Source organism: Rathayibacter sp. SW19, from assembly GCF_030866825.1.
GTDB lineage: Bacteria > Actinomycetota > Actinomycetes > Actinomycetales > Microbacteriaceae > Rathayibacter_A > Rathayibacter_A soli.
In genome coordinates this window covers 2574020-2587178 of record NZ_CP133020.1, presented here as the reverse complement: position 1 = coordinate 2587178, position 13159 = coordinate 2574020, and the positions used below count along the sequence as shown (strand labels likewise).

Sequence of the window (13159 nt, the reverse complement as noted above, 5' to 3'; positions counted from 1 at the left end):
GCCGGCTGCTGTAACCCAAGGATTGGCGGGGGGATCGCCAAGCGCGAGAATCCCGCTTTCAGGAAAGTAACCCGGAGACGGCGGCGCGGCCGCGGTTCCGGTCAAGGAGTTGCACCAGAGATGGTGGATAAAGACGAAAACACGACGAATCCAAGGAACGAATCAGAGGCGGAGGGCGGTACCAGGAAGCGCAGCCGATTGTTCGGCGGGCGCAAATCGCACAAGCGCGCCGACCCGGTTGTGACGCAGCCCCAAGCCGCACCGGCTGTCGATTCCGTTCCGCCTGCACCGGTGGCAGCACCGTCGGCAGTCGCCGCACCCGCTGGCGCAGCACCCGCTGCAACTGCGGCGGCGATCGCGACCGCGAATGGTGGAACGACTCCTGGCGCGCAGGCGCCCAACGACGCCATTACGAACCCTGCACTGCCGGCGGCGGTGGTCGCCCCTGCTGCACCGGAAATCGCCGGCCCCGGCCTGCCCAGCGCAGCCATTCTGTTCAAAGCACCTGACATCGCGTTCCTGCCTGCGCTTGCCGATCGTGGGGCACACGACCTCGGCAACGGCGATCGTGATGATGACGAAGCGCCGACGCTGCGCCGGCGTTCTCGCCGCCGGTCCGGTGAGGGCACTCGAACCGGGGCGAACGATCCGGCCAACACCGTGGTCAAGGTACGAACTCCACGCGAACCGGAGCTGATCACAGAACCGCAGAGAATCAAAGGCTCAACACGTCTCGAGGCAAAAAAGCAGCGCCGCCGCGATGGGCGTGACGCCGGTCGCAGACGCCCCGTGATCACAGAAGCCGAGTTCTTGGCGCGCCGCGAGTCCGTCGACCGGCAGATGATCGTGCGGTCGAAAGACGGTCGCATCCAACTTGGAGTGCTCGAAGACAAGGTGCTCGTCGAGCACTACGTCGCGAAGTCGCAAGAAGCATCCCTGATCGGGAATGTGTATCTCGGTCGGGTGCAGAACGTGCTCCCGAGCATGGAAGCGGCATTCGTCGATATCGGCCGTGGCCGCAATGCCGTCTTGTACTCGGGCGAAGTCGACTGGGATGCCGCGGCCGAGAACTCCGCGGACGGCAAGCAGCAGGCTCGCCGCATCGAACTCGCCCTGAAACCCGGGGACAAGGTGCTCGTTCAAGTCACGAAGGACCCGGTTGGCCACAAGGGTGCGCGGCTCACGAGCCAGGTCTCGCTTCCCGGCCGCTATTTGGTGTACGTGCCGAACGGTTCGATGAACGGGATCAGCCGTAAGTTGCCGGACACGGAACGTTCGCGCTTGAAGAAGATCTTGAAGGCCGTGCTGCCCGAGAACGTGGGCGTCATCGTGCGAACCGCGGCAGAAGGCGCCACAGAAGACCAGCTGACGGTCGACGTCAATCGTCTGACCGCGCAGTGGGCGGCGATCTCCACAAAGGTGGAATCGGCGTCCGCCCCTGCGCTGTTGCACAGCGAACCCGACCTTTTGATCAAGATCGTGCGTGACGTCTTCAACGAGGACTTCCACAAGCTGATCATCTCCGGTGAGGATGCCCGCGAGACCATTGAGGGCTACCTCGCGCAGGTGGCGCCTGATCTTCTCGATCGCGTCGAGAAGTACGAAGGCGATCGCGACCCGTTCGACCAATACCGCATCACGGAGCAGATTGAGAAGGCGCTCGAACGCAAGGTGTGGTTGCCGTCGGGTGGCTCGCTGGTGATCGATCGCACAGAAGCCATGACGGTCATCGACGTCAACACCGGCAAGTTCGTCGGTTCAGGCGGAAACCTCGAAGAAACCGTAACGAAGAACAACCTGGAAGCCGCTGAGGAGATCGTGCGGCAGCTGCGGTTGCGTGACATTGGTGGCATCATCGTTGTCGACTTCATCGACATGGTGCTGGAGACCAACCGCGATCTGGTGCTGCGTCGACTGGTCGAGTGCCTCAGCCGCGACCGCACGAAGCATCAGGTTGCGGAGGTCACCTCGCTCGGCTTGATCCAGATGACGCGGAAGAAGCTCGGCCTCGGTCTGCTTGAGACGTTCAGCGAAGCGTGCGAGGTGTGCGCGGGACGCGGCGTCGTTGTGCATCACGACCCGGTTGTCAAGCACCGCACCGCGCCGCAACCGCAAAGCGATCGCAGGCGAGGCAAGGGCAGCATGTCGAGCAGCTCTGGCGTCGGCCAGCAGCAGACTGCCCCTGTCACGCACGCAATCACGGACGATGCGAAGAATGCCCTCGCCCAGATCGCGGCGAGCACGATCGCGCACGTGCATGACGACAGTGCGACTGCAACTGCGACCACAGCCGCGACCACGACTTCAGCTGATGCCGAAGCGTCCCTAGCGCCGGCGCGCTCCGCGGACGTTGGCGCCGCGGAAACCGCCGAGGTCCAGACTTCTACGGCCGAGACACCACGTGCAAAACACGTCGCGGACTCTGACGCAGACATTCCTGCACCGATCGTTGAGCCCGTCGCCATCCTGGACATACCCGTTGCGATCGGTGCGCCTGCCAAGCCGCGCTTGGCAAGCGAAGAGGCCGAGCACCTCTTGGAGACTGTGCTCGAGGCTCTGCCGGAGCCGAAGCAACCCGGTCAGGGTCGTAACAGACGTCGCCGTGTCACCACTGCCTCCCTTACGGGCGGCGTCATTACACCGCAACCAGGAATCAACCCCGACTCGCAACGGTCAGCTGACTGAGCCAGTCGACGGCATCCGTTCGGGCACGGTCTCGGCCTCGTGGGTTAGCGCCCGAGCGGATCCGCCCTGCGTTGTGCGGCGGTGATGCGCAGACCGCTGGCGCGCAGTCGCTCGACAAGTTCGCGCATCCCGACCGGATGCGCCCCCGCGGCCACCAGGTCGGCATAGAGTCGTTGCGGCACGTCGTAATGGTCACGATCGAAACTGCGTGCCGGGATGCCGTTCACGGCTGCAAACGCGTGAAGTTCCGCCAGCGATTCGTCACTGACCAGATGCGACCAGAACGTGCCATGGGCTGGCCACGCCGGCTGATCGATGAGCACGGTCATGACTCGATTCTAGGAACGGCCAGGGTATTTTTTGACGGTGACTGTCACCCGTGCGGATCTGGCCCGTCATGGCGTGGCTGCGTTTGACCAGCGGCGAAGCATCGAGTAAAGTCGACTGTTGGTGTGTGTTGGGCGACGCCCGCACGATCATCCACGGTTTTCTGAGCACGATCGGCTGTCGCCTGAGGCGGCTGGCCTCTGCCGGTGATTCATGGCAAGCGACGGTGAGTCGCGAGCGATGACGGATCGCAGGCGGCGACTCAATCAGCAGTGTGAATCAAGCAGTGCAATTCAAGCAGTGACTTTCCGAAAATAGTGCAGCAACCGGAGCCGTCAGGCTCCCCAGAGAAGTAGGTACCTAGAGTGGTTTACGCAGTAGTGCGCGCCGGTGGCCGGCAGGAAAAGGTCGAGGTCGGCACCATCGTGACGATGGATCGGATCAAAGCCGACAAAAACGGCAACGTCGAGTTGGCCGCAGTGCTGCTTGTTGACGGTGCAAAGGTCACCAGCGACGCCACGTCGCTCGCCAAGGTCACCGTCACCGCTGAGGTGCTCGAAGACCTCCGCGGCCCGAAGATCGTGATCCAGAAGTTCAAGAACAAGACCGGGTACAAGAAGCGCCAAGGGCACCGTCAGGATCTGACGCGCGTCAAGGTCACGGGTATCAAGTAGTAAGGCGAGGGAGAGAATCTCATGGCACACAAAAAGGGAGCGAGCTCCACTCGTAACGGCCGCGATTCGAACGCTCAGCGCCTCGGCGTCAAGCGCTTCGGAGGCCAGGTTGTCGGCGCGGGGGAGATCATCGTCCGCCAACGCGGCACCCACTTCCACCCCGGCGTGAACGTCGGCCGTGGCGGTGACGACACGCTGTTCGCACTCGAGGCGGGCGCTGTCGAATTCGGCAACAAGGGCGGCCGCAAGGTCGTCAACATCGTGGTACAGGCGTAGCCGACCGGCACACCTCACGTGGCTTTCGGATGGGCGAGCTTCGGCTCGCCCATCCGTGTTTACGCCACAAGCACGAAGCGCAGCACAACCACACGAAACCAGGAGGAGCGCACATGGCCACGTTCGTCGACCACGTCACGCTTCACCTGCGTGCCGGAAACGGGGGCAACGGATGCGTTTCCGTTCGCCGTGAGAAATTCAAGCCGCTTGCCGGGCCGGACGGCGGTAATGGCGGCCACGGCGGTGACATCGTGCTCGTCTCCGACGCCCAGGTGACCACGCTGCTCGGATTCCACCGCAATCCGCATCGCGCGTCAGACAACGGCGGATTCGGCATGGGCGATCATCGCAACGGGTATAACGGCCCGGACCTGGAGCTCGCGGTTCCCGTCGGCACCGTGGTGAAGGACGCCGACGGTCTCGAGCTGATCGATCTCGACGAGCCGGACATGCGCTTCGTCGTGGCCGCTGGCGGGCTCGGCGGGCTCGGGAACGCGTCGCTGGCGAGCACGAAGCGAAAGGCGCCGGGGTTCGCACTACTCGGCACGCCTGGCTGGGAAGGCGACGTTCTTCTCGAACTGAAGACGGTGGCCGATATTGCCCTGGTCGGCTACCCGTCTGCGGGCAAGTCCAGTCTCGTGGCGGCGTTGTCTGCTGCAAAACCGAAGATCGCGGATTACCCGTTCACAACGCTGCACCCGAATCTCGGCGTGGTGCAGGCCGGTGAGACCCGCTACACGATTGCGGATGTCCCAGGCCTGATCGAAGGCGCCAGCGAGGGCAAAGGGCTCGGTCTCGAATTTCTGCGTCACGTCGAGCGCTGCAGCGCGCTGCTGCACGTGTTGGACTGCGCCACGCTTGAGTCCGACCGCGATCCGCTCACCGACCTCGACGTCATCCTCGCCGAGCTGGCTGCTTATCCGGTTCCGGAAGGCCAGAAGCCGCTTCTTGAGCGTCCGCAGCTGATCGCCCTCAACAAAATCGACGTTCCGGATGCTCGCGACCTCGCCGCTCTCGTGCGTCCTGAACTCGAGGCCCGCGGTTTTCGCGTCTTCGAGATTTCGACGGTCAGTCACGAAGGGCTCAAGCCGCTTTCCTTTGCCCTCGCAGCCCTTGTCGATGATGCACGCCGCGAAGCACGTGCGGCGGCGGAGACCAAGCCGCGTATCGTCATCCGCCCCAAGAGCGTTGATGAGGCGAAGTTCGTCGTCAAGGTCGAGGGCGGCTCGTTCGGCAACATATATCGAATTCTCGGATCCAAACCGGAACGCTGGGTTGCACAGACCGACTTCACGAATGACGAAGCCATCGGATTCCTGGCCGACAGGCTTGCGAAGATCGGCATTGAAGATCAGCTCTTCAAAGCCGGTGCTGTCGCCGGGTCGACAGTCGTGATCGGCCCGGGCAGGGGAGTGATCTTCGACTGGGAGCCGACGCTGACCTCGACTGCGGAACTGATGACGGCACCGCGCGGCACCGATGCACGCATCGACGCCAATCCGCGTGCGACGCGCAATCAGCGTCGCGAGGAGTACTTCGAACGGATGGACGCGAAGGCAGAGGCCCGCGCCGAACTCGAGCGCGAGCGCCGAGCGGGGCTGTGGCAGGTTGATGTCGAGCGGAGCGAAGAGGAGTCCGTCGACGAATGATGATCGCCGAGCGCAATTTGATCCCGTCGGCCAAACGAGTCGTCGTCAAAGTCGGGTCGTCGTCGATCAGCGGTGAGAACGCCGGCCAGATCGTTCCGCTCGTCGACGCGTTGGCGGAGGCCCACGGGCGTGGCGTGGAGGTCATCCTCGTTTCGTCCGGTGCGATTGCGATCGGTGTTCGCTACCTGTCGCTGAACGGGCGGCCCGACGACCTGGCGACCCAGCAAGCGGCCGCGGCCGTTGGCCAGAACGTCTTGATCTACCGGTATCAAGACACATTGGACCGGTACGGCATTGTGGCCGGTCAGGTCCTTCTGACTGCGGGGGATTTGGAGAATCCGTCACACCGAAGCAACGCACAACGCGCAATGGAGCGCCTGCTCGACCTGCACATCCTGCCGATCGTCAACGAGAACGACACCGTCGCCACCCACGAGATCCGATTCGGCGACAACGACCGCCTGGCCGCGCTCGTCGCCACCCTCGTGCACGCCGATCTGCTCGTACTTCTTTCGGATGTCGACGCGCTTTACACCCGCCCACCCGGCGAACCCGGTGCGGAGCCGATCTTCAGGGTCCCTGCGGATGACCCGCTGGAAAACGTTGAAATCGGTTCGACAGGGGCGGCTGGTGTGGGCACCGGTGGCGCACTGACCAAAGTGTCCGCCGCTCGCCACGCTGCTGAAGCGGGCACCGCCGTGCTGCTCACTTCGACCGCGCTTGTTACCTCAGCATTGCGCGGGGATGCCGTCGGCACCTGGTTCGAACCATCCGTGCCGCGAGACTGAGCCGCTGACCAGGCTCGCTCGATAAGCTTGACCCATGCCCAATTCTGTTTTGCACGACGCTGTTTTGCACGACGCTGTATTGCACGACGCTGCTTTAGATGACGCCGCGCGGCAGAGGCCTGTCGTGAGCGGCTCGGATGCGGATCGCTCGTTCGAGCAGACTGTGGCCGCGGCGAAGGCAGCCTCTCACGCGTTGGCGATTGCCACGACCGACCAGAAGAATCATGCCCTGGCCGCGATCGCATCCGGAATTCGCGATGGAGGCGAAGCGATCGTCGCTGCCAACGAGTTGGATCTCGCCAACGGCCGCGAGAACGGACTGTCGACCGGCCTGCTCGATCGGCTCACGCTAGGCATTCCGCGGCTTTCGGCCCTCGCGGATGCGGTCACCGAGGTCATCGCCCTGGCCGATCCGGTCGGCACAGGGGTGCGGGCGAGCACCTTGCCGAACGGCGTCGCCATTCAGCAGGTGCGCGTTCCGTTCGGTGTTGTCGGCACCATCTACGAGGCCAGGCCGAATGTCACGATCGATATAGCCTCTTTGGCCATCAAGAGCGGAAATGCTGTCGTGCTTCGTGGTGGCAGCGCTGCCCTGAACACCAACCGTGTGCTGGTGGAGATCATCCGGCGCGCGCTTCATGAGGCGGGCCTGCCCGAAGATGCGGTGCAGACGATCGACCGATTCGGCCGAGAGGGTGCTGGGCAACTGATGCGTGCACGCGGCTACGTTGACGTGTTGATCCCGCGGGGCAGTGCCGAATTGATCGCCACGGTCGTGGCAGAGTCGACCGTCCCCGTGATTGAGACCGGCGCCGGCGTCGTGCACATCGTGCTCGACGAGAGCGCCCGGGAGGACTGGGCGGTCGAGATCGTGCGAAACGCCAAGGTTCAACGCCCAAGCGTCTGCAATGCGGTCGAGACGGTGCTCGTGCACTCAGCGGCAGCACAGCGGCTGCTGCCTCCGGTGCTCGCCGCTTTGCGCGCGGACGACGTCACGATCCACGCAGACGAACGTGCGCGCACGATCTTTCCGGACAGTGTGCCTGCGACCGAGGAGGACTGGGCAACTGAATACATGAGTCTGGACATCGCCGTCGCCGTGGTCGACTCGCTCGATGAAGCGATGGCGCACATCCGGCGCTACTCAACCGGGCACACGGAGTCCATCATCACCAATGACCTGGGCAATGCTGACCGTTTTCTTGCAGAGGTCGATTCGGCCGTCGTCATGGTGAATGCATCGACACGGTTCACAGACGGAGGCGAGTTCGGGTTCGGCGCCGAGGTCGGAATCTCCACGCAGAAGCTGCACGCGCGCGGGCCCATGGGGCTGCCGGAATTGACAAGCACGAAGTGGATCGTGCGCGGTTCAGGCCAGGTGCGCGGCTAGACTGGCTAACGCGAACCGGTTCCACCGAACGAACCGATTGCAACGAAAGGATTCGTCGAATGTCATTCGCAGCAGCAGTGCTCGCAGAGGGTGCGACCGCTCCGCTCATTATGGAGCCCTGGGTTTTCGGCGTGATCGCGCTCTGCGTCTTTGCGGCACTTGCTTTTGCGCTCTTCGCATACCGCGATGTTGCAAACCGTCACCCGCACAAGGCTGCGCCGGATGCCGCTGCTCACGCGGGCGCGCCGGGCGCGACGCACCATGGGGCGGGTCATCCTGGGTCAACGCACGAGTGAGCCTTCGGCACCGATGAGTTCGCCGGAGCAAAGGCGCCCTCGAATCGGCATCATGGGCGGCACCTTCGACCCGATCCATCACGGCCACCTTGTGGCGGCCAGCGAGGTCGTCCAGTCATTCGAGCTTGACGAGGTCATCTTCGTTCCCACCGGCCAGCCGTGGCAGAAGGGTACGGTCAGCTGGAGCGAGCATCGTTACCTGATGACGGTCATTGCGACGGCATCCAATCCGCGGTTCACGGTGAGCAGGGTCGATATCGACCGTAAGGGTCCCACCTTCACCATCGACACGCTCCGAGACATCCGGGCAGAACGTCCAGACGCCGAATTGTTCTTCATAACCGGTGCGGATGCGCTCGCGCAGATCCTCAGCTGGCGAGACGTCGGCGAGTTGTGGGCGCTTGCACACTTTGTTGCTGTGAGTCGTCCGGGACATGACTTGAGTATTTCTGGATTGCCACACCAGGACGTAAGCTTGTTGGAGGTTCCGGCGTTGGCGATTTCGTCAACAGATTGCCGGAGTCGGGTGAAGAGGGGATACCCGGTCTGGTACCTGGTGCCGGACGGCGTAGTGCAGTACATCTCCAAACATCATCTTTATCGGAGCGTGGCATGACTTTGTGGCAAGACCCGCCGCCACAATCGCGGCGACAGGCTCGTGAAAACGAGCGCGCCGCTGCTCAGCAAGCCGAAAACGCCGGTCGCTCACGTCGCGCTGCAACCATCGCGCCGACCGCCGCTGGGGAAGTTCCCGATGTCAGTACGCCCTACGGGTCTACGGCCGCCATGCATGGTGGAGCCGGGCCCACTGCTCCCGCAGTGGTACGTCCCGTGCCGCCGCGGTATGACGGGCTTGCTTTCGACACCCTGGTATCCGCCGATCCCGCGCCCAGCGACCTGTATCGCGCGGCGCCGCCTCCTGGCCGAACTGAACCGGTGACCTCCCCGCTCGCGGTAGTGAACCCGCCCGTTGCGCCGGCGCCCGTTGTGCCGGCCTCTGCTGTGCCGGCCTCTGCTGTGCCGGCCTCTGCTGTGCCGGCGTCAACACCGGAGCACACGCTGACCCGGCGCGAGTTGCGCGCAATGCTGCAGGCGCAAGAGGCAAACCAGCAGGCGTCATCACCGAGTTCGGCCGCGCAAAACCTTCCGTCGCCGGCGGCCACAATTCAAGCCGCTCCGATTCAAGCTGCACCGATTCAAGCTGCACCGACGCCCGTTACCCCTCCAATTGCGCCCGAGCCCAGCGTGATTCCGATCGCTGCACTCCCGGTGCCAACCACACAAACTGTGTTCCCGCAACCCGTGTCTCCGCAACCCGCCGCCCCGCAGCCCGTTGCCCAGGTGCAGCCCGTCGCGCCGGCGCCTGTTACGCAAGCGCCTGCCGCGGAGGTGCCTGCAGCCGATTACGCTCCAGTCGCCACCCCACCAGCCACCGCAGAAGTCACCGTAACCACACACCATGCCGCTTCGGCGCCGCGTCCATACGCGCCGACGAACGACCCGTGGTCGCTCGCCGCGGCCGAGGGGTCCACCGCGGGAGATCCGGCTGCACCGAGCTACTCCCGCAGCGCGGTGACAACGGGTAGTGTCACCACGTCCAACGCGCTGATCATTCCCACGGTCCCGTCTGCGGCGGATGCACTCGGCCCACTGACCAGCACCGGAGAGATTCTCGTTACCGGTTCGATCGATCTGCCGCGCAGCCTTGCAGCAACGGGCCAGCACAGCGACCGCATGGACACCTCGGCCATCGACAGGCTATTCGAGCAGCCGGAAGCCGGAGAGCACACACCATCGTCCGTTGCGCCGATTCGTGCCAGCCGGGCCGTCAGCTCGCACACGTCGACCCGCGACGTCATCACTCCGCCGCGCAATCGTGGCAACAAACTTCCGACGTTCCTGGCCATCACCGCTGCAGTGCTGGCACTCGGAGTTGTCGGCCTGCTCGTCGCCGGCTACGTCTTCAAGGTGTTCTGATCGTCCTCTCGCGCACAACCCCGCTTCAGATGGGAGCTTTATGACCGCGTCTTCGTATGCCCGTGAACTCACTCAGCGCGCCGCCGCAGCCGCAGATTCGAAGGCCGGCGAAGACCTCGTCGCGTTGGACGTATCCGGACCGCTGCCCCTGGCGGACGTGTTCTTGCTCGTTTCCGGTCGCAGCGAACGTCAGGTGTTAGCGATCGCGGATGAGATCGAGGACGCGTTGGCCGAAAGCGGTGTGAGGGCACTGCGCCGCGAGGGCCGAGGTGAGGCGCACTGGATCTTGCTCGATTTCGGTGATCTGGTCGTGCACGTGTTCCACCAGGAAGACCGCTCATACTACTCGCTCGAACGGCTTTGGAAGGACTGCCCGGTCGTGCCGATTGAACTCCCGGTCAAGCAAGACGTGACTTCGTGAACGGTTCGAGCTGCGGTTCTTGAGCCGACAAAAGATGTAGTAATCTGAACAGGTTGCTTTCGGCGAACGGAAGCACCGACTGGGGCTGTGGCGCAGCTGGTAGCGCACCTGCATGGCATGCAGGGGGTCAGGGGTTCGAATCCCCTCAGCTCCACCAAGGTATGCGAATGGGACTACTCAAAACGCCAGACGGGCTGGGCGAAGCCCGGTCAAGGTGTGGCCGGGTTCGGCGCGCATCCGGCTGACGGCGTCATTCTTGGTCGTCGCTGCGCGGGTCGGCGCCAACGATCGGCTGACCGAGTGCGGCCGCGACGGCTGTGAACAGCGCCCCCGCCGGGAGCGCCTCAGGTGTGCCGGCGGCGAGGTCGCCATTGACCTCGACGACGACGGTTGTATCCGTGCGGGTGTCATACTCCAGCTCGGTGTTGTATCCCGGCACCAAACCGTTGTGCCCGACCCAGCCTTGTACGCAGTTGAGGCCGATGCCGTAGCCGGCCGGCTCAGGAAAAGAGGACAACCGTTTGATTTGAGCGGCTTCCGGGAGCAGGCCCTGCCCTGTTCCCAGTGCGCGGCCGTACGTGAGCAAATCGTCCACGCGGCTGATGATCTCCCCGGACGCACCCGCCTGGGAAACGTTCCACGCGGTCGCATCAACTCGCGGTGCGTTCGCGCTCGCAACACCATCGACGATTCCGAGGTTCGTGTACCCGTGCGCGTGCGGAGTTGGGATGATTGCCGATCCACCTGGATAGGAGGTTGCGGTCAGCCGAAGAGGAGTGAAGATCCGTCGTTTTAGTTCGTCGGCGAGCCGGTGGCCGGTTACTTTCTCGATGACCTGCCCGAGGAGGACTGTGTTGGTGTTGGAGTAGTGGAACCCTGCGCCAGGGGCGAAGGCAGGCTGCATTGCGTATGCCGTGGCCAGCACCTGGTCGACTGTCCAGACGATGCTGTAATCGCCGCCGAAGTATAGCTTCTGAAACGCGGGGTCATGGGTGTAATCGGCGAGGCCGCTTGTCATGTTCGCCAGCTCGAGGATCGTGATGTTGGATCCGTTCGGCACGTTCGGCACGTACTTGCTGATGGCATCCGTCAATGAGATCTTCTTTTCCGAGACCAACTGCATGATCACCGTGCCGGTGAACGTCTTTGTGACAGATCCAACGCGATGGTGGACATCAGTGGTGAGTGGTTCGTTCGTCGTGATGTCGGCAACACCGTATGCCTTGGTCCAGGTGCCCTTCGGGGTGCGCACCCCAACGACAGCGCCGGGCACCGCCGTTGCGGCGAATGCGGCCGACGCGGCAGCATTCAGGGTTGCGGACAACTCGGCGGGCAGTTTCCCAGTGGATGTCTTGCCCGGTTTGCGTACGGCCACGGCCTGCGGGTTCGGGACGCACGCTGAGGCATTCGTTGTCGAGGTCGCATTCGAAGACGGCGGGTGCGTGGAAGCGGCCGATGTGGCGCCATCGGCGCCACACCCTGTCAACGCGAGCAGACCAACGGTGAGGAATGCCAGCGCGCTCCACGATCGCCCACGCGTGCCGTGCCGTCGATCGGCGGGGTTCGATAGACGCGGTTCACGCACAGCAGCGTCCTTCCGTCAGACGTGCCAGAAGGACAGCACGTGATATCTAGCACTGACATTACATGGGGATCGCATCGAATCCGTGCACCCTGCTGACAGCCTTGGGGGACGGCGGGAATCTGCGATCGCTACGTTGACGCGGCAGCTTCCGGCGGGCACTGGTGTCGCGTTCAGTCGCCAGTCTGCGCGCGTCGGTAACATGGCTCTCAGCCATGATTGCGCAGCCCCAAGCACCCCACACGGAGTTCACGCTGCCGTTCGCGCCGCCATACGAAGCGCTGCCCGCCCTGGCAACCCTGGCAGCCCACGCTATTCCCGGCGCAGAACGCACGGACATCGCCACCCGGTCGCACACCCGGCTGTTCCCGGATGTCTGCGGCTCGATCGCTGCAACCGTCACGTTCGAGGTCGACCACATCAGCGTGAACGCCGAAACAGATTCAGCAGGCGCGGAGCGGCTGACTCCGTTGTTGCGCGGCTGGCTCGACCTGGATGCGGACCCGCAGCGGGTGTACGCCGTGCTGCACGAGGACCCGGTGATCGGCCCTCTCATCGAGAAGCGCCCCGGGCTGCGCGTGATCGGCTACCCGGATGGCTTCGAAGCCGCAGCCACAACGGTGCTCGGCCAGCAGGTGTCCGTTGCTGCCTGTCGCACCTTCGCAGGCCGGCTGACCGCAGCCTTCGGCACGCCGGGGCCGGCGGGGCTGAGTGTTTTTCCGACCCCGGATGCCCTTGCCGCCCGGACGCCGGACCAGTTGCGAACTGCAGTCGGCTTGACGGGCTCGCGAGCCAAGACACTGCACGCTGTGGCCGAAGCCTGCGCGGGCGGCCTCGTCATCGGTCCCGACAGCGACCAGGCCGAAGTGCGCCGGCGATTGCTCGCCCTGCGCGGCATCGGTGCATGGAGCGTCGACTATCTGGCAGTGCGCGCGCTCGGCGATCGTGACGCCTTCGTTCCGGGGGATCTCGTGTTGCGCAAGGCACTCGGCGGCATCACGGCGAAACAGGCGGAGATCGCATCCGCAGCCTGGTCGCCCGTTCGTGCATATGCGCTCTTCCAGCTCTGGACCGAAACCGCATACGCGGCCTGA

The 13159-nt window shown here is 64.1% G+C and carries 13 protein-coding genes and 1 tRNA gene; 12 read left to right on the top strand and 2 right to left on the bottom strand.

The features are described from left to right. Window positions 1-120: 120 nt before the first annotated feature. Window positions 121-2685, top strand: coding sequence for an Rne/Rng family ribonuclease (locus QU604_RS11960; protein WP_308464858.1), 2565 nt, complete (start codon window positions 121-123; stop codon window positions 2683-2685). A 44-nt stretch (window positions 2686-2729) separates the two neighbouring features. On the opposite strand, the gene QU604_RS11955 is transcribed toward QU604_RS11960, so the two are convergent. Beyond that, the gene (locus QU604_RS11955) at window positions 2730-3014 is read right to left on the bottom strand and encodes a DUF4031 domain-containing protein (protein WP_308464857.1); all 285 of its coding nucleotides are present in this window, start codon (window positions 3012-3014) and stop codon (window positions 2730-2732) included. Between the two features lie 363 nt (window positions 3015-3377). Here QU604_RS11955 and rplU point away from each other — a divergent pair, with 363 nt between their 5' ends. The 10 genes from rplU (at window position 3378) to QU604_RS11905 (ending at window position 10640) form a co-directional block, all read left to right on the top strand. Next, on the top strand, window positions 3378-3686 hold the full coding sequence (gene rplU / locus QU604_RS11950; protein WP_308464856.1) for a 50S ribosomal protein L21: 309 nt from the start codon (window positions 3378-3380) through the stop codon (window positions 3684-3686). Between the two features lie 21 nt (window positions 3687-3707). Further along, window positions 3708-3962 carry a 50S ribosomal protein L27 gene (gene rpmA / locus QU604_RS11945; RefSeq protein WP_308464855.1) on the top strand — a complete coding sequence of 85 codons (255 nt, stop codon included), beginning with the start codon at window positions 3708-3710 and terminating at the stop codon, window positions 3960-3962. A 113-nt stretch (window positions 3963-4075) separates the two neighbouring features. Continuing rightward, complete coding sequence (gene obgE, locus QU604_RS11940) at window positions 4076-5611, top strand: GTPase ObgE (protein WP_308464854.1); 1536 nt, start codon at window positions 4076-4078, stop codon at window positions 5609-5611. Next, window positions 5608-6399: a glutamate 5-kinase gene (gene proB, locus QU604_RS11935; protein WP_308464853.1), complete on the top strand. Its 792-nt coding sequence runs from the start codon at window positions 5608-5610 to the stop codon at window positions 6397-6399. Before obgE ends, proB begins: the two co-directional genes overlap by 4 nt. A 34-nt stretch (window positions 6400-6433) precedes the next feature. Then, window positions 6434-7789, top strand: coding sequence for a glutamate-5-semialdehyde dehydrogenase (locus QU604_RS11930; protein WP_308464852.1), 1356 nt, complete (start codon window positions 6434-6436; stop codon window positions 7787-7789). Between the two features lie 59 nt (window positions 7790-7848). Further along, the gene (locus QU604_RS11925) at window positions 7849-8085 is read left to right on the top strand and encodes a hypothetical protein (protein ID WP_308464851.1); all 237 of its coding nucleotides are present in this window, start codon (window positions 7849-7851) and stop codon (window positions 8083-8085) included. Window positions 8086-8098: 13 nt separating this feature from the next. Then, a complete protein-coding gene (gene nadD / locus QU604_RS11920) occupies window positions 8099-8701 on the top strand; it encodes a nicotinate-nucleotide adenylyltransferase (protein WP_308464850.1) in 603 nt (200 codons plus the stop codon). A gap of 320 nt (window positions 8702-9021) precedes the next feature. Beyond that, complete coding sequence (locus QU604_RS11915) at window positions 9022-10062, top strand: hypothetical protein (protein WP_308464849.1); 1041 nt, start codon at window positions 9022-9024, stop codon at window positions 10060-10062. A gap of 40 nt (window positions 10063-10102) precedes the next feature. Next, complete coding sequence (gene rsfS / locus QU604_RS11910) at window positions 10103-10483, top strand: ribosome silencing factor (protein ID WP_308464848.1); 381 nt, start codon at window positions 10103-10105, stop codon at window positions 10481-10483. Between the two features lie 81 nt (window positions 10484-10564). Beyond that, a tRNA-Ala gene (locus QU604_RS11905) sits at window positions 10565-10640 on the top strand. Window positions 10641-10733: 93 nt separating this feature from the next. Here QU604_RS11905 and QU604_RS11900 read toward each other — a convergent pair. Beyond that, on the bottom strand, window positions 10734-12068 hold the full coding sequence (locus QU604_RS11900; RefSeq protein ID WP_308464847.1) for a serine hydrolase domain-containing protein: 1335 nt from the start codon (window positions 12066-12068) through the stop codon (window positions 10734-10736). A 212-nt stretch (window positions 12069-12280) separates the two neighbouring features. Here QU604_RS11900 and QU604_RS11895 point away from each other — a divergent pair, with 212 nt between their 5' ends. Further along, window positions 12281-13159 (top strand): DNA-3-methyladenine glycosylase family protein, encoded by an 879-nt coding sequence (locus QU604_RS11895; RefSeq protein WP_308464846.1) that lies wholly within the window; start codon window positions 12281-12283, stop codon window positions 13157-13159.